We start from the raw sequence: 16,494 nt of genomic DNA on the forward strand, positions 1-16,494 counted from the left end.
TTCACTCGGCTCTCACCGCCCCTGTCCGGCGAACTCGTGCTTGGTGTCGTGGCCGCCCACAAACACCAGGATGCCGGCGAGCAGAGGCAGGACCGCGAGGACGAGCAGACCGGTCGAGGTCTGCCCCGTGGCCTCCTTGACCCAGCCGATCAGATAAGGACCGCCGAAGCCGGCGAGATTGCCGATCGAGTTGATCAGCGCGATGGCGCCAGCGGCGGCCGTGCCGGAGAGCCAGGCGGTCGGCAGCGTCCAGAACACGCCGAAGCAGCAGAACACGCCGATCGCGGCCACCGTCAACGCCACCATCGTCGCCGTAGGATCGGTGAGATAGGAGGAGACGCCGAGCGCGACCGCCGTGAGCAGCAGCGGCGCGCCGACATGCATCACGCGCTCGCGCGTCGCATCGGAATGCCGCGCCCACAGGATCATGGCGATGGTGCCGAACAGATACGGAATCGCGGTGACGAAGCCGGTCTGCGCGTTGGTGAGGCCGAACGCCTTGACGATCTGCGGCAGCCAGAACTGCATGCCGTAGAGCGCGCCGACGAAGCCGAAATAGATCAGGCTGAGTGCGATCACCTTCGGCGAGGACAACGCCTCGCCGAGCGAGAGATGCTTCACCGCCTGCTTGGCCGCGATCTCGGAATCGAGCTTTGCCTTGAGCCAGGCCTTCTGCTCGGCCGAGAGCCAGTCCGCCTTCTCCGGCTTGTCGGTGAGATAGAACCAGGTGACGATGCCGAGCAGCACGGACGGAATGCCCTCGATGATGAACAGCCACTGCCATCCCCTCAGCCCCATCAAACCGTCGAGCCCGAGCAGCAGGCCCGAGATCGGCGCGCCGATCACGGTCGAGACCGGCACCGCGACGGCGAAGGCGGCGAGGAAGCGGGCGCGATACTCGGCCGGATACCAATAGGTGAGATAGAGGATGATGCCGGGAAAGAAGCCGGCTTCGGCGACGCCGAGCAGGAAGCGCAGGACGTAGAAGCTGGTCACGCCGCTGACCATGGCCATCAAGGCGGAGATGATGCCCCAGGTCACCATGATGCGGGCGATCCAGCGGCTGGCGCCGAACTTCTCCAGCGCCAGATTGCTCGGCACCTCGAAGATGAAATAGCCGATGAAGAAGATGCCGGCGCCCCAGGAGAAGATCAGCGGCGTGAACTTCAGCTCCGCGTTCATGGTCAGCGCGGCGAAGCCGAGATTGACGCGGTCGAGGTAGGAGAAGAAGTAGGCCAGCACCAGGAACGGAATCAGGCGCCAGGAGATGGCGCGGATCGTCGAGATCTCGATTTCGCTCTTGGCGGCGCCGGCGGAACCGGCATAGGTCGTGGTCTGGCTCATGGCTTTCCCCCCGGGGTTGTTGCTTTTATGGGCTGGCTCGCGGTTTTCCGCATTGCGGGCAAAGAGTCAATGGAGCGAGCAATGCACGGGACGCAACCAGTCAACTCCATTGCACCGCTCCGGACATCGCTGACCCGCGCCGCCCTCGCGCTGGTCGTGATCGCCTGCGGGCTGTCCCTGCGCTGGTACGGTTTTCCGCTTGGCCTCCCCGCCTTCGTGGTGAAGTACGGCGGCTCGCTGCTGTGGGCGACGATGGTGTTCTTGCTGGTCGGAGTTTTGCTGCCACGGCTGACGCGGACGCAACTCGCAGCCATCGCGGTGTTGATCGCGATCGTCGTGGAATTCTCCCGGCTGGTGCATGCGCCGTGGCTCGATGCCTTTCGACTCACGACGGCGGGCGCGCTTTTGCTCGGGCGGATATTTTCGCTGTGGAATCTGGTGGCCTATGCGATCGGGATCGTGTTCGGCGTTGGGCTGGACCGTCTGGCCGACATGCGGAGGGTGAGCCCGCTCAACTCGCAAACGGCCGGCTCGACCCGCGAATGATCAGCTGCGTCGGCACGGTGAGACCACGGCCGCGCTCGATCTCATCGCCGCGCATCCGCTCCAGCAGCATGGTCGCGGCGTGGCGGCCCATGGCCGCCAGATCCCACGCGATTGCCGTGATGGGCGGCGTGTGCAATTCGGCGAGGTCGGAATCGCTGCCGGCCACCACTGAAATCCCATCGCCGACGGCAACGCCCATGGTCCGCAGGGCGCGCAGACAGCCGCCGAGCATGTCCATTGCCGCGACGAAGAGCGCTGTCGGGCGCTCCGCGAGACTCATGAGCGACGCCGTCGCCCGATAGGCGTCTTCGCTCGAGAGCACATCGTCTCGCAACAGCCTCGGGTCCGGCGCGATGCCCGCCGCCGCATGCGCCGCGCGAAAACCCTCCAGGCGGCTTCGCGACGGAAAAGCGTTGAGGTCGCCGACCAGCATGGCGATCCGCCGGTGCCCGAGATCGAGCAGATGGCTCGTCGCCAGGCGCGCGCCCTCGCGATGATCGGCCGTGACGCGATCGAGCGCCTCGATGCGATCGCGGTCGATGAGCAGCACCGGCATCAGCGCCTCCGACAGCGCCTCGCGCACATCTAGATGCTGCTCGTCGCTCAGCGTCATCATCACCCCGTCCACCCGGCGCCTGCGGAAGGCACGCAGCAAGGCGATCTCGACGTCGGGGCGGTTGGTCGTGCTCGCCAGCAGCAAGGTGTATCCCGCCTCACGCAGGACCGCCTCGGCCTCCTTGATGAACAGCGCAAAACGCGGGATGTCGAAATCACGGATGGCGCAGGCCACGAGCCGCGACCGGCCCGCGCGCATGCTCTGGGCCGTGACATCGACCTCATAGCCGAGATGGGCCATGGCCTTTTCGACGCGCTCGCGCAGCTCCCTGGTCACCGCGGGATGATCATTGAGTACGCGGGATACGGTCCCAACCGCGACACCGGCCTCCCGGGCGACGTCCTTGACCTTCACGGTTGGCGATCGGCGAGCGTGTGATGGCATGCTGCTATATGAACCGGTTCACCATCCGAGACAAGGCGACATCGGTCAGTTTTGCCGCATATTTAGCCAATCTACATAACAATTATCGTGAGCGACCAACCCTTTGGTGAACCGGTTCATTGACTCCCCTAGCGAACCCGGCACAATGGCCGTCGGCGGTGAAACGCCGCGCAAGGAGGCTCCAGCCATGCCGCAGCCCAAGATCGCCTTTGTCGGATTTGGCGAGGCCGCGCGATGCTTTGCATCCCATCTTGCGGCGCAGACCGGTGCACCGATGGTCGCGTTCTGCCAGGGCAAGACCAATGCACCGCCCTACTCCCAGGCTTTTCGTGCGATGGCGGCCGGTTGTGGCGTCACGCTCGTCGACCGGCTCGAGGACCTGTCGGACGCGGACGTGATCTTTTCCGCCGTGGTCGTTGCGGTCGCGGCCAAGATGGGTGAGGCCCTTTCCAAGCTCGTTCGTCCCGGCTGCCTCGTGGTGGACATCAACGCCGCGACCCCGCGAACGAAAAAGAGAATAGCCGAAGCCGTGGAGGCACGCGGCGGACTGTTCGCGGACGCGAATCTGATGGGGTCGGTCGACCTCTATGGCGCCGCGGTCACGCTCTACACGTCCGGCAGCGGTGCCGAGCGCTTCGCAGAAACGTTCAGGCCACTCGGCTTCCGTATCGAGGTCGCGGGCCCCGAAGCCGGCACGGCAGCGGCCGTGAAGATGCTGCGAAGCGTGGTGACGAAAGGCATGGAGGCGCTGCTGGTCGAGGCGCTGACCGCCGCAACGCTCGCCGGCGTGCGCGATGAAACCATGCGCGGACTTTGCACGTCGATGGATGCCACCACGTTCAGCAAGTTCCTGGACATGTGCGTCCGCTCCGACGTGCTGCACGCCGAACGCCGCGCGGTGGAAATGGATGGCGTAGCCGCAGGCTTGCGAGAATTGGGTTTCGATCCCCTGATGGCCACCGCCACGGTGGCGCGCTTGAAGCTCTCCGCGCGGCTGGGCCTGCGGGACGAATTTGCGCAACGGTCCAGCTATTCGGCCGACGAGGTGCTGGACCGATATGCGCATGTCGTAGCTAGCGGATCGGGTGAGCTCGAAGAGCGACCGTAGACAGGACGACGCGATTCACTCCGCGAGTTGAAATTGCGCAAAGCGGTGCAGCTCTTCCTCGATCACTCGTTTCAAATCCTTGCGTCCCGCCGTCTTCTTGCCCTGCCCGACCCAGGTCCATTTCTGCATCAACAGCTTCTTCGCCTGCCGGTCGGTCTTGAGGTCGAGCGCGGCGACGATCTCCTCGCCGACCAGCACCGGCAGCGCGAAATAGCCGAGCTTGCGCTTGGCCTTCGGCACGTAGGCCTCGAACAGATGGTTGTAGCCGAAGATGAGGTTGGTGCGCTTGCGCTGGATGATCAGGGGATCGAACGGCGAGAGGATGTGGACGAGATCGGGCGATGGCCCCTCGCCGCCCGCCTCCAGCACCGCGGGCTGCGCCCAATGCTCCTGCTTGCCGGCACCTTCGATCGCGACCGGGATGAGTTCGCCGCGGCGAACGCGCGTGGCGATCATGCCCGCGACGGCCTTCTTGCGCGGCGCGTCGAGATGGCAGATCGAATCCAGGCTGACGACGCCCTGTGAGCGCAGCGCGCGGTCGAGCAGATAGGCCGTGATATCCTTATTCGAGGCCGGCTTCGGCAGCTTGTCCCAGCCGAAATGGCGCGTCATCAGCTCATAGGTCTTGAGCATGCCCTGGCGCTCGCTGATGGTCGCAACGCCGGTGTAGAAGGCGAGCTGCAACGCCCGCTTCGAAGGCTTGCGGCTCTGCCAAAGGTGCTCCTTCTCGGTGAGCACGTCGTCCTCGATATCGCGGATCGTCAGCGGGCCGGCGCGCAGCAGCCGCATCACTTTGCGCGTGTCGGCCGGCTTGACCGAGGCGTACCATTTGTGGCCCTCGCGGCGGTGCTCGCGCATCGCGGGGAGGAAAAAGCGGAAGTCGCCGGCCGGGATGTAAGAGAGCGCATGGGTCCAGTATTCGAACACGCATTTGTCGGCGCTCTGGGCCTGGCGCAGATCGGCGCGGCGATAGGACGGGATGCGGCTGAACAGGATGTGATGGTGGCAGCGCTCGATGACATTGATGGTGTCGATCTGGACATAGCCGAGATGAGCGACCGTGTCGGCGACGGCCTGCGGCCCCTCGCCGAACGGGGTGCGCTCATCCAGCCGCTGGGCATGCAGCCAGATCTGCCGGGCCTGTGTCGTGGTGAGGGGGAGAGGTTTGGGCGCGCGGGACATTGCAGGACGCAATGTAGCGGGATTCGCGTCAAGAGAAAGAACGGGGAAAAGCAGCCGTCAAAGAAAAAGCCGCGCTGCCATCTGCTGACAGCGCGGCCGGATGGCGCGCGGCGCGCCTACTTCATCGACATCGCCTTCTGCGACTTCATGTAGTGCGCGCAGGCGCTCTTCATCTTGCCGTTGCTCATGTCGGTGTTGGCCATGGCCATTTCCTTGTTGGCTGCCATCTTGGCCGGCGTATCGGGTGTGCCGCCCATCATGGCGGCGGACTTCATCATGTTGTCCTTGGTGCACGCCATCATGGCGGCGGATGCGGGGGACAGCGAAAGGGTGAACGCGACAAAGGCTGCGGCCGTGAGCAAGATCTTCATTGAAAAGTCTCCTCCGTAAAACGAAACCGGCGTCATGCCGGCCTTCGCAATTACGTATTCTCTCGCGCGGACGTTTCGCGGAGAAGACAATTTTCTTGCTGCGGTGCGAAGGCGGAAGCGGTCAACGACTGTCCTTCGGCGGCCCGGACCGGTCTCCGAGGCTGCCCGTGGCAACGTCCGGCTCACACAACGCCTTGCCGCGCCCCTCGGCCTGGCAGCGATAGACGCTGCCGGTGAGACGGTCGACCAGCCACATGTTCTCTTCGGTCGGCGCTCCGAGGCCGACATAGCGGGAGGTGAGGCCCGTGATCAGCGTCGACAGCAGGATCGCCAGCGCGATCATCGCCGCGCCGATATAGATAGGCATGGAGCTCAGGGACACAGTCCGATCGGGCAGGCCACTGCGATAGGATTGATAGTCACTCGGCCTCGGCACTGGACGGTACTCGGCTCCCTCATTCGCTCTCGTCGGATAACGTGTCCTGCTAGGCATGCATCTGGCCGAAAAATTGTTCGCAGACTGGCCATCGCGCGACGGCTTTGCGACGATCGGTGAGCACAGGTTTCGTCATGTGAACCGGCCTTGCGGTTCGCGGCCGCTATCCATGGTGATCTGGGTCACGCCAGGACAACCGCAGCTCGAACCCGCGTTGGGACGGATGCGACCACTCCTCTTCCCCGTTCGCGCTCGTCCCGGACGGCTGGGCCGTCATGCGCCAGAAAATCGCCGATCGCGCCAGAATGACCTCTCCTTCCACCGTGACCAGGATCACACTTTGGGTTTTGAACCTCCCCTATGCTCGCAGCATCAAATCGCCATCAGGCGTTACAGCGAGGAATACGACAATGACCCGTTTTGATAAGTTTTTTGGACTGAAGGCGATCACGCTCTCGGCGGCGCTGTCGATGACGGCGGGCCTGGCTCTGGCCGGCGACAACAACGTCTCCACCGACAAGATCCTGGATGCGCTGAAGCCGAAGCCTGTGACCCGCGGCCTGTCCGTCGGTCCGCAGGCCGATCCGACCGCGCAGGCCAAGGAAGCGACATTCCTGAACACGGTGCGCAACCGCTCGACCCGGTCGCTCTCGACGGGCGAACGCGAGCAGATCGCCGAGCTCGCCGCGACCAAGCCGAAGATCGATCTGGAGATCCAGTTCGACTACAACTCGGCCGACATCGCCAAGACCTCGGTGCCGTCGGTGCAGGCGCTCGGCAAGGCGCTGTCCGACCCGGCGCTGAAGGGCTCGACTTTCGTGGTCGCCGGCCACACCGATGCGATCGGCGGCGAAGACTATAATCAGGGCCTCTCCGAACGGCGCGCCGACACCATCAAGAAGTACCTGGTGCAGAACTACGGCCTCAACGGCACCGATCTCGTCACCGTCGGCTACGGCAAGACCAAGCTGAAGGATACGGCCAACGGCGCCGACCCGATCAACCGCCGCGTCCAGGTCGTGAACATGGACACCAAGACCGCGTCGAAATGAGCTGAGATGTAACTGCCAATCAACAAGCCGCCTGCCGCTCGAACGGCAGGCGGCCTTCCGTTGTCAGATCCAACTCTGGAACAGCATCAGCCGATTGAATGTCTGCATCGACGTGCCGATGAAGGCCGCCGAGATCGGCAGCATGACCGCGAAGCCGATCGCGGCGACGCCGACATAGGCCCACAGCAGCCAGCGCGGCATGCCGCCCCGGCGCAGGACGTAGACCAGTGCAAACGACGCCGCGGTCGCGGCCGGCAGGTAGTAGTAGATGAATCCCAGCGTGCGCGGCAGCAACGCCCAGGCAAGCCATGGGCCGAAGTAGAACGCCGCGATCAGGAATGCATCCCACCGGCGCGCGACGATGAAATCGCGCAGCACGACGGCGAGCGCAGCCAGCGCCGGCCACGCCACCAGAGGATTGCCGAGGAAGACGATCGCGGAGATGTTGTCCTCCGCCGTCTTGTCGAACAGGAACCACACCGGGCGCGCGAGCAGCGGCCAGGATGGCCACGAGCTCATATAGGTGTGCCCGGCGATCGCGGTCGTGGTGTTGTCGGCAAAGATCCGGCGCTGCGCCTCGACCAGATCAGTCAGCGACAATCCATAGAGCGGAACGAAGGCGGCGAGATAGGTCATCGCCGGCAGCACGACGAAGCAAAGCGCGACCTGGAGCGCGCTGAAGTCCGGCCAGAGATCGGGCCGGTACCAGTCGTCCGGCTTCGCATCGGCGAACAGCGTGCGCCAGCTCTGCATCAGGCGGATCACCGCGACGATGGCGATGCAGACACCGAGTGGAAACAAGCCGCTCCATTTGCAGGCTGCGGCAAGACCGAACAGAGCGCCCGCGAATGCGAACAGTGCATGCGGCCGCTCCCTGCGAAAGCCATGCGTGAAGGCGGCGGTCGCGAGCAGGCCGAAGCCGAGCGCAAAGATGTCGAGCATCGCGATGCGCGCCTGCACGTAGAGCATCTGATTGAAGGCCGCGATCAGCGCGGCGGCGATCGCCGGCCCTTGCGCTGCGAACAGCGCGAGGCCGCACAGATAGATCGCGACGATGGCGAGTGCGCCGAACAACGTCCCGGGATAGCGCCAGGCAAACGCGTTGTCGCCGAAGGTCGCGATCGACGCCGCGATCAGCTCCTTGGCCAGCGGCGGATGCATCGGATTGAGCATCGGCTGCGACATCACCGGCGCCAGCATCTGGCGCGCCGCCGGCACGTAGTGCACCTCGTCGAAGACGAATTTCTCCGGCGTGGTGAGACCGATCAACAGTGCCAGATGCGCAATCAGGAAAATCGCGACAGCAATCACTGCGCTCCGCGACACCTTCGGAACCGCAGGCAATTCGAGCGTCTGTTGTGGGGCTGTTTTGCGTGGCAAATCGGCTTCACCGCGGAGAAAAAAAATACTGGTTCTCGTCATTGAACGCATTCTGCCGCAACTGTCACTAAGCATAGCGCACGTCCCGCGCCGCTTGTGATAATTCCGCCACATCGCAAGCGCGCGCGATCCGGTACGATCAGGGACCCATCGATCGGTTGCGAAATGAATTTGCGTTTTTGGCTTTTCCCCACACTGCTCATGGCCGCATTGTGCGCCGCGCCTTGCGCGCAGGCGCAGACGCGTGTCGGCGAAGCCGTCGTGATCCAGAACGAGGTGGTGCGGGTAGCCGCGACCACGACGCCGATCAATGTCGGCGACAGCATGCTGCGCGACGAGACCGTGCGCACCGGCGCCGACGGCGCGGCGCGCTTCGTCATGGCCGACAGCACCAACCTCTCGCTCGGCCCGAGCGCGACGCTGAAGCTCGACCGCACCGTCTTCAACGACGAGCACAGCTATCGCGACGTCGCGATCCGCATGACGACGGGCGCATTCCGCTTCGTCACCGGGCATTCCGAGAAGACCGCCTACAAGATCACGACGCCGCTCGCGACCATCGGCGTGCGCGGCACCACGCTCGACATCCTCTCCCAGCGCGGCCGTTCCGTCGTGGTGCTTCAGGATGGCGCCGCGAGTGTCTGCACGCTGAGCTTCCAATGCGTGCAGCTCACCCAGCCCGGCGACACCGCGATCATCACATCGACCGGCGGCAAGGTCTCTATCACCAAGACCAGCACGCCGCCCTGGACCTTCGCCGCCAACTGCGCCGCAAGCGCCGGGCTGTGCGCGGTCAACCAATATGCCGACGCCTCGCCGACCATCACGCCCGCCGTCCATGACGACGGCATGCTGTGCGGGCGCTGACGATGACGAAATTCCACTTCGGACGATTCATCCTTGCCGGCGTGCTGGCCGCCGTCACTGCACTTGCCGTTGTCGCGCTGGACGTCCGCCCGGCTGCAGCCCAGGCGACGTGCGAGTCCGAATGCACCACCGGACCGACTCCCATACCGACCTACTCTCCCTCACCTTCGCCCTCTCCGTCGCCGATCCCCTCTCCGTCACCATCGCCGGTCCCGTATCCGTCGCCGAGCCCGACACCGACCGGCGCGGATTCCAGCGGCAATTCGATTGGCGGTCTCGCCAATCAGCGCTTCAACCAGATGATCACCAACCGGGTGCTCGGCACGGTGCTGCTCGGCGTCAACGAGCAGATCAATTGCAGCGACTGCATCAGCGCGTTCGGCTCGGCCGGCTCGTTCTCAGCCGGCATCCACGGCCGCAAGGAGCTGACCAACAATCTGTCGCTGCTCGCCGGCATCGCCTACACGCAATACAACGAGGGCGGCTACAAGATCACCAGCGCGCCGATCGGCGCTTTCGCGCTGCGCTATGACTTCACCGATTGGGGCTCCTCGCGCCCGTTCTTCGACGTCGGCACCATCCTGACACCATGGGAGAAGGCGCGCTATACCCGCAGCTACGACACCAGCCTCGGGCCGGTGAGCGTCACGAGCTCGACCAACGCTTCGAACTACGCGGTCTACGGCCGTGCCGGCTGGATGAGCCGCGTGTCACCGCGCGACGAGGTCGCAGCCTCGATCGAGGTCTGGCAGCTCTGGCAACGTGTCTCCGGCTATAGCGACAATGCGGTGGCGTTCAATCCATTCGACGCCAGCATCGCTGATGGCACCGACCGAACCAGCCTCGTCAAGATCGGCGGCCAGTGGACGCATCTGTTCGGCAGCAACATCGAGACCAACATCAACGGCGGCTGGGTGCAGTCGTTCGCCAGCCACAGCGGCATCGTCGCCACGGTGACCGGCAACGGCACGGTGGTGCCGACCATGGGCAACCAGGGCTGGTTCGAATATGGCGGCCGCCTCGGCTTCCGCGTGCAGAAGGGCTGGATCGTGGACCTGTTCGCCAACGGCACGCTGGGCCCGCAGCCGGTCGGCAACACGATTCACGGCGGCGTGGGGCTGCGGATTAATTACTGAGACAGTTTCGTAGGGTGGGCAAAGCGTAGCGTGCCCACCACCTCTCGCGAACACAAACAGATGGTGGGCACGGCGCAAGAGCGCCTTTGCCCACCCTACGGCACTGAGTACGTGGTGCGAGTCACGCCGCCGACTTGCCCTCGAAGGCTCGCCGCAAGACTTCGGCGTCCAGCTTCACCATCTTCATCATGGCCTGCATCGCGCGCGCGGCGGCGGCCTTGTCCGGGCTCGACAAAAACTCGAACATCACCTTCGGCACCACCTGCCAGGCCACGCCCCAGCGATCCCTGAGCCAGCCGCACTGCTCCGCCTTGCCGCCATGGGCCAGGAACGCGCTCCAGACGCTGTCGACCTGGGCCTGGTCATCGCAATGGATCATCAGCGAGATCGCGTGGGTGTACTCCATCTTCATGCCGCCGTTGAGCGCGACCAGGGGCTGCCCGGCCACCGTGAACTCGACGACGAGCACGGAGCCCGTCTTGCCGGACGGGCCGTCCGAAACATTTCGCTGCACGTGCGTGATCTCGGAATTCGGCACCAGCGACGTGTAGAACTTCGCAGCTTCCTCGGCATCGCCGTTGAACCACATGCAGGGCACGAGCTTGGACATCGTGAATGCTCCTCTTCAGCTGGCTTGGGTTTCGATCAGGCGTCCGCCATGTCGGACTGCGCGGCGAAGGCCGCGAGGTCCATCCAGTTCACACCCCACATGTGGCCGTCCGGATCCTCGAAGCTGCGGCCATACATGAAGCTGTATTCGTCCTTCGGGCCGGGATCGGCCACGCCGCCCGCTGCCTCCGCCTTGCCGACGATCTCGTCGACCTCGTTGCGGCTGTCCGCGGACAGGCAGAACAGCACCTGGTTCGAGGTCCTGGCATCCGAGATCGGCTTCGGCGTGAACTGGCGGAATTTGTCGTGGGTCAGCAGCATGGCGAAAATGGTCTCGGAGAAGACCATGCAGCTCGCCGTCTCGTCGGAAAATTGCGGGTTCCTGACCGCGCCGACCGCCTCATAAAAGGCGGTCGCGCGCTTGAGGTCGGTCACCGGCAGATTGACGAAAATCATCCTGGGCATCGGAAGCTCCTTGGGCGGGTTCTGCCCAAGGACGGCCGGCCCGACGGCCATCCGACACGGCTTCCGGATATTTTTTCAGGCTCCTCCGCCTGCGGGGTTCTGTCGCACAGAACCGGCAGGCTTTCAGGCCGGCCTTACTTCTTCTCGTTGGGGTCCCGGTGCACCGGGTCGATCCACAGCACGGTCTCGGGCTTCTCGACCGGCTCGATGTCGAGGTTGATTGCCACCGCCTCGCCGTCGCTGCGCACCAGCACGCATTCCAGCACCTCGTCCGGGCTGGCATTGATCTCCTGGTGCGGCACGTAAGGGGGCACGAAAATGAAGTCACCAGGGCCCGCCTCCGCGGTGAACTGCAGCTTCTCGCCCCAGCGCATCCGCGCCTTGCCCTTCACGACGTAGATGACGCTCTCGAGATGACCGTGGTGATGCGCACCGGTCTTGGCGTCGGGCTTGATGCTGACGGTGCCCGCCCACAATTTCTGCGCGCCGACGCGTGCGAAATTGATCGCCGCAGCGCGGTCCATGCCGGCCGTCGACGGCACGTTGGTATCGAGCTGGTTGCCGGGAATGACACGCACGCCGTCATGTTTCCAGCGATCGTCGTGATGATCGTGGTCATGGTGGGAATGTGAATGGTCATGGCCGGTCATTGGTCTTGCTTTCTGTTGGTTCCGTGCGCGGCAAACTAACCCGAAGCCGCATCCGCAAGCCATACCAAAATCGGAACTCTCGTAGCTGCCTGACGTTGTTCTCGCGCGCAAAATGGAAGGAGAGCTTCATGGGTAGCACGACCGACAAGATCAAGGGCACCGCCAACGAGGCGATCGGCAAGGCCAAGCAGGGCGTCGGTGAAGCCACCGGTTCCGACCGCATGAAGGGTGAAGGCGCGGTCCAGGAAGTCAAGGGCAAGGGCCAGCAGGCCATGGGCGATGCCAAGGACGCCGCGAAGGATGCGATCGATCACGCCGCGGCTGCGGCACGCCGCGCGGCGGAGTGACGCATCGATCTGAAAACGAAAAGACCGGCCGCAAGGCCGGTCTTTTTGTTTGAGCCGTCATTCTGGGGCGGCTCGAAGAGCCGAACTACGGTGCGCAATTGCGCACATGAGAATCTCGAGATTCCGGGTTCGATGCTACGCATCGCCCCGGAATGACGGGGTGATTATTTCACCGCGAGCAATTCCACGTCGAACATCAGCGTCGCGTTCGGCGGGATCACGCCGCCGGCGCCGCGCGCGCCGTAGCCGAGCTGCGGCGGAATGATCAGCGTGCGCTTGCCGCCGACCTTCATCGAGGCGACGCCCTCGTCCCAGCCCGCGATCACGCGGCCCTTGCCGATCGGAAACTCGAACGGCTCCTTGCGATCGACGGAGGAGTCGAATTTCTTGCCCTTCTGGCCGTTCTCATAGAGCCAGCCGGTATAATGCATCACGCAGATCTGGCCGGGCTGCGGCGAGGCGCCGGTGCCGACGGCGGTGTCGATGATCTGCAAGCCTGAAGCTGTGGTCATGGTCTTTCCTGCGGTCTGGGCCGAGGCCGTGGTGGAAACGAAATCGGACACGCTGGCGATCACCGTGATCGCGAGTGCCGACATGATAGCGAGGAGCACGCGCTGGAAACGCTGCATTAGACACCTTCCATTTGAGGCGGGAGGTGTCTAACCCAACGCCGTCGCCGTTTCCACCCCTTTAAACCTCGATATTTTCCAGCCGGACCGGGAGCTTGCGGATGCGCTGACCGGTGGCGTGATAGAGCGCGTTGCAGATCGCCGCATTGGTGCCGACATTGGCGAGCTCGCCGAGCCCCTTCGCGCCCGCGGGATTGATGTGATCGTCCTGCTCGGAGAGCAGGATCACCTCGACGCCGGGGACGTCCGCGTTCACTGGCACGAGATAGTCGGCGAGATTGTCGTTGACGTAGCGCGCATTGCGCTCGTCGATCTCGGTGGCCTCGAGCAGCGCCGAGGACATGCCCCAGATCAGGCCGCCCATCAGCTGGCTCCGCGCCGTGCGCGGGTTCATGATGCGGCCGGCCGCGAACGCGCCGACGAGGCGAGGACAGCGGATCTCGTGCGTGAAGCGATTGACCCTGACCTCGACGAACTCGGCACCGAATGCGTAGGCGATCTTGTCCTGCATTTGATGGCCGCCGACGAGACGTACGTGCCCGCTGTGCATGGCCTTGAACGAGTCCAGCGGCGCGCCTTCCGGCTTCCACTCGCCATATTCCTCGACCACGCTGACGCCGAGCGCGTCGAAGGCCTTCTCGATATCGAGCGGACGATTGCTCTTCGCGGCCTGGGTCGTTGGCGCCTGGCTGATGCCAACGGTTTCCTTCGCCTTGTCTGTGAGACTGTCAGGCATCACGGCCTTGAACAGGCGCTGGCGAATCTGGTCGCACACCATCATCACCGCCGAGCAGGTGCTGGCGGTCGAGTTCGAACCGCCTGCAACCGGGGCAGGAGGCAGATCGCTGTCGCCGATGAAAACAGCGACCTTCTCCAGGGGCACGCCGAGCCGCTCGGCTGCGGTCTGCGCGATGACCGTATAGGCGCCGGTGCCGATCTCATGGCCGGCGATCTCGACCCGGGTACGGCCGTCACGCTGGAGGCGCACACGGGCGGCTGCCGGTCCCATCTGGGTCGGATAGCAGGTGGCCGCGCAGCCATAGCCGATCAGCCAGTCACCCTCCGCCATCGATTTCGGTTGCGACGATCGCTGCGACCAACCGAAGGCTTTGGCCGCTTCGTCGAAGCATGCCATCAGCGATCGCGACGTATAGGGCTTGCCGCCGATCGGCTCATTGGTGGTGTCATTGATGCGGCGGAGCTCGACCGGGTCCATGTCGAGCTTCACGGCGAGCTCGTCCATCGCACTTTCCAGCGCGAACAGATACGGCACCTCCGGCGGCGAGCGCATGAAGCCGGGCGTATTGCGGTCTGCGCGCACGATCGACACCAGGCTGTCGACATTCGGGCAGGCATAGAGCCGCGTCGTCGTCTTGGTGCCGCCGACACAATAGGCGTCCGGCCGCGAGGAGACTTCGGCGCCCTCGTGCCTGAGCGCCACCAGCTTGCCGTCGCGGCTGGCGCCGAGCTTGATCTCGTGGCGCGTCTCGGCGCGGTAGGTCGTGATAGTGAAGCCCTGGTCGCGGGTCGCGACCAGCTTGATCGGCCGGTTCAGCCGCCTGGCGATGCCGGCAATGATCGCGGTGCGCGGCGTCATCGATCCGCGCGAGCCGAAGCCGCCGCCGACATAGGGGTTAACCACGCGCACCTTGTCGGCATCGATGCCGAGCTGCTCGGCGACGCCGTTCTTCAGGCCATGGACGTACTGGCTGGGCTCGTAGATGACGAGATCGTCGCCGATCCAGGCGCAGCTCGTCGTGAACAGCTCCATCGGATTGTGGTGCTGCGTCGGCGTATCGTAGGCGGCGGTGAGCTGTATCTCGGCTGCCGCGAACGCCTTCGCGAAGTCGCCGACCTTCGGGTCTTCCTTGAACTGCGAATTTTGTCCCTTCGCGGCGGCCGTCGTCGTTCCCGGCGAGTCGAAGGTCGCGCTGGGTGCAGCGACGGTATAGTTGACCTTGACGCGGTTGGCCGCCTCGCGCGCGGCCTCGTAGCTTTCGGCGATGACGACCGCGATGATCTGGCCGTCATGGGCGATGTCGGGTGACTTCAATGGCTGGATCGTGGTCCCTGCGTAGCCGCCATTGCTGAACAGTTTTGATTCCTTCAGCTTCGGTGCATTCTCGTGCGTGACGATGTCGATCACGCCTCGGACCGCCCTCGCTTCGGCGAGATCAAAACCGTCGACGCGGCCCTTGGCGATGGCGCTGGTGACCAGGAAGGCATAGGCCGGATTGGCCAGCGGCATGTCGGACGCGTAGGTCGCCCGCCCGGTGACCTTCGAGTGCGCGTCATAACGCGGCACGGGCTGGCCCATATTCGCCTTCGGCTCGGGAGCAGCAGCAGTCATGGTCAAATCTCCATCGTTACGGCCTGCTGGAGCGCGCGTGCCACGACGCGCTTGCCGAGCGCGATCTTGAAGCTGTTGTGCCGGCGGCCGCGCGCGTCTGCAAAGGCGGCATCGGCCGCGCGCTGCGCCAGGCCGTCATCGAACCTCTGCCCCTTCAGCAGCGCCTCCGCCTCGCGGGCGCGCCAGGGGACCGTGGCAACGCCGCCGAGCGCGACACGCGCCTCCCGGATCGTGCCATCCTGCACGTCGAGCGCGATCGCAGCGGACGACAGGGCGAATTCGTAGGACTGCCGGTCGCGCGCCTTGAGGTAGACCGACCGCGGCCAGCGGCCGGAGACCGTAAAGGCCGAGATCAGCTCGCCCGGCTGCAGCGTGGTCTCGATGTCTGGCGAACTGCCCGGCATCTTATGCAGCTCTGCGAAGGGCATGCTGCGGCTGCCGGACCTGCCCGTGATCTCGACCGTCGCATCCAGCGCGATCAGGGCCTGGGCGAAATCGCCGGGATAGGTCGCGATGCACTGGTCGGAGACGCCGAGCACCGCATGCATGCGGTTGACGCCGTCCATCGCCGCGCAACCCGAGCCCGGATTGCGCTTGTTGCAGTTCTCGTAGGAGACATCGCGGAAATAGCTGCAGCGCGTTCGCTGCATCACATTGCCGCCGAGCGTTGCCATGTTGCGCAGCTGGGCGCTGGCGGCGAGCTTCAGGGAATTGGCAATCACCGGATAGTTGCGCTGGATCTCGTCATGCACGGCGACATCGGACATCTTCGCGAGCGCGCCGAGCCGCAGGTTCTCGCCATCAGGCTCGATCGCCGACCAGCCCTGTGCGAGCGGATTGATGTCGACGATCGCGGTCGGCCGCATCACGTCGAGCTTCATCAGGTCGATCAGCGTGGTGCCGCCGGCGAGCGGCTGCGCGGTGGCCTGGGTCAGCGGATTGTTGGCCGCGGCAGCTGCGCCGAGCGCCTGCACCGCCATGTCAGGGTCCGTCGCCCTCTGATACAGGAAGGGTCGCATGCG

18 protein-coding genes are annotated in these 16,494 nt (G+C 64.7%); 6 read left to right on the forward strand and 12 right to left on the reverse strand.

Annotation, left to right across the window (positions count from 1 at the left end):
- Positions 1-12: 12 nt before the first annotated feature.
- Entirely contained in the window at positions 13-1,344 is a 1,332-nt protein-coding gene (locus IQ16_RS37685) for an MFS transporter (RefSeq protein ID WP_018645297.1), read from the reverse strand.
- An 81-nt stretch (positions 1,345-1,425) separates the two neighbouring features.
- Between IQ16_RS37685 and IQ16_RS37690 the strand changes: the two genes are divergently transcribed.
- On the forward strand, positions 1,426-1,890 hold the full coding sequence (locus tag IQ16_RS37690; protein WP_018645298.1) for a ribosomal maturation YjgA family protein: 465 nt from the start codon (positions 1,426-1,428) through the stop codon (positions 1,888-1,890).
- Here the strand turns inward: IQ16_RS37690 and IQ16_RS37695 are convergent.
- Complete coding sequence (locus tag IQ16_RS37695) at positions 1,856-2,860, reverse strand: LacI family DNA-binding transcriptional regulator (protein ID WP_018645299.1); 1,005 nt, start codon at positions 2,858-2,860, stop codon at positions 1,856-1,858. The genes IQ16_RS37690 and IQ16_RS37695 overlap by 35 nt on opposite strands.
- A gap of 175 nt (positions 2,861-3,035) precedes the next feature.
- On the opposite strand from IQ16_RS37695, the gene IQ16_RS37700 reads away from it, so the two are divergent.
- The gene (locus tag IQ16_RS37700) at positions 3,036-3,998 is read left to right on the forward strand and encodes an NAD(P)-dependent oxidoreductase (protein WP_018645300.1); all 963 of its coding nucleotides are present in this window, start codon (positions 3,036-3,038) and stop codon (positions 3,996-3,998) included.
- A gap of 15 nt (positions 3,999-4,013) precedes the next feature.
- Here the strand turns inward: IQ16_RS37700 and IQ16_RS37705 are convergent, their stop codons facing one another.
- From IQ16_RS37705 to IQ16_RS37715, 3 genes are all read right to left on the reverse strand, one after another.
- Entirely contained in the window at positions 4,014-5,180 is a 1,167-nt protein-coding gene (locus IQ16_RS37705) for a winged helix-turn-helix domain-containing protein (RefSeq protein WP_018645301.1), read from the reverse strand.
- 116 nt (positions 5,181-5,296) lie between these two features.
- A complete protein-coding gene (locus tag IQ16_RS37710) occupies positions 5,297-5,551 on the reverse strand; it encodes a hypothetical protein (protein WP_018645302.1) in 255 nt (84 codons plus the stop codon).
- A gap of 121 nt (positions 5,552-5,672) precedes the next feature.
- Entirely contained in the window at positions 5,673-5,918 is a 246-nt protein-coding gene (locus IQ16_RS37715; RefSeq protein WP_018645303.1) for a hypothetical protein, read from the reverse strand.
- Between the two features lie 479 nt (positions 5,919-6,397).
- On the opposite strand from IQ16_RS37715, the gene IQ16_RS37720 reads away from it, so the two are divergent.
- Complete coding sequence (locus tag IQ16_RS37720) at positions 6,398-7,039, forward strand: OmpA family protein (RefSeq protein ID WP_018645304.1); 642 nt, start codon at positions 6,398-6,400, stop codon at positions 7,037-7,039.
- A 63-nt stretch (positions 7,040-7,102) separates the two neighbouring features.
- On the opposite strand, the gene IQ16_RS37725 is transcribed toward IQ16_RS37720, so the two are convergent.
- Positions 7,103-8,533 (reverse strand): phospholipid carrier-dependent glycosyltransferase, encoded by a 1,431-nt coding sequence (locus tag IQ16_RS37725; RefSeq protein ID WP_018645305.1) that lies wholly within the window; start codon positions 8,531-8,533, stop codon positions 7,103-7,105.
- Positions 8,534-8,584: 51 nt separating this feature from the next.
- On the opposite strand from IQ16_RS37725, the gene IQ16_RS37730 reads away from it, so the two are divergent.
- Positions 8,585-9,286: a FecR family protein gene (locus tag IQ16_RS37730; protein WP_026312363.1), complete on the forward strand. Its 702-nt coding sequence runs from the start codon at positions 8,585-8,587 to the stop codon at positions 9,284-9,286.
- A gap of 2 nt (positions 9,287-9,288) precedes the next feature.
- Positions 9,289-10,422 (forward strand): hypothetical protein, encoded by a 1,134-nt coding sequence (locus IQ16_RS37735; protein WP_026312364.1) that lies wholly within the window; start codon positions 9,289-9,291, stop codon positions 10,420-10,422.
- 121 nt (positions 10,423-10,543) lie between these two features.
- Here the strand turns inward: IQ16_RS37735 and IQ16_RS37740 are convergent, their stop codons facing one another.
- The 3 genes from IQ16_RS37740 to IQ16_RS37750 form a co-directional block, all read right to left on the reverse strand.
- Positions 10,544-11,032, reverse strand: coding sequence for a VOC family protein (locus IQ16_RS37740; protein ID WP_018645308.1), 489 nt, complete (start codon positions 11,030-11,032; stop codon positions 10,544-10,546).
- Positions 11,033-11,067: 35 nt separating this feature from the next.
- A complete protein-coding gene (locus IQ16_RS37745) occupies positions 11,068-11,496 on the reverse strand; it encodes a VOC family protein (RefSeq protein ID WP_026312365.1) in 429 nt (142 codons plus the stop codon).
- 134 nt (positions 11,497-11,630) lie between these two features.
- The gene (locus IQ16_RS37750; protein ID WP_018645309.1) at positions 11,631-12,146 is read right to left on the reverse strand and encodes a cupin domain-containing protein; all 516 of its coding nucleotides are present in this window, start codon (positions 12,144-12,146) and stop codon (positions 11,631-11,633) included.
- Between the two features lie 128 nt (positions 12,147-12,274).
- Here IQ16_RS37750 and IQ16_RS37755 point away from each other — a divergent pair, with 128 nt between their 5' ends.
- Positions 12,275-12,493, forward strand: a complete 219-nt coding sequence (locus IQ16_RS37755; protein WP_026312366.1) for a CsbD family protein — start codon at positions 12,275-12,277, stop codon at positions 12,491-12,493.
- 164 nt (positions 12,494-12,657) lie between these two features.
- Here the strand turns inward: IQ16_RS37755 and IQ16_RS37760 are convergent, their stop codons facing one another.
- The 3 genes from IQ16_RS37760 to IQ16_RS37770 all read right to left on the reverse strand — a co-directional run bounded on the left by IQ16_RS37760 (position 12,658) and on the right by IQ16_RS37770 (position 16,491).
- Positions 12,658-13,122 carry an FKBP-type peptidyl-prolyl cis-trans isomerase gene (locus IQ16_RS37760; RefSeq protein WP_018645311.1) on the reverse strand — a complete coding sequence of 155 codons (465 nt, stop codon included), beginning with the start codon at positions 13,120-13,122 and terminating at the stop codon, positions 12,658-12,660.
- Between the two features lie 61 nt (positions 13,123-13,183).
- The gene (locus IQ16_RS37765; protein ID WP_018645312.1) at positions 13,184-15,472 is read right to left on the reverse strand and encodes a xanthine dehydrogenase family protein molybdopterin-binding subunit; all 2,289 of its coding nucleotides are present in this window, start codon (positions 15,470-15,472) and stop codon (positions 13,184-13,186) included.
- A gap of 2 nt (positions 15,473-15,474) precedes the next feature.
- Complete coding sequence (locus IQ16_RS37770; RefSeq protein ID WP_026312367.1) at positions 15,475-16,491, reverse strand: FAD binding domain-containing protein; 1,017 nt, start codon at positions 16,489-16,491, stop codon at positions 15,475-15,477.
- Between the last annotated feature and the right edge of the window lie 3 nt (positions 16,492-16,494).

It is taken from the genome of Bradyrhizobium huanghuaihaiense, assembly GCF_007830635.1.
GTDB lineage: Bacteria > Pseudomonadota > Alphaproteobacteria > Rhizobiales > Xanthobacteraceae > Bradyrhizobium > Bradyrhizobium huanghuaihaiense.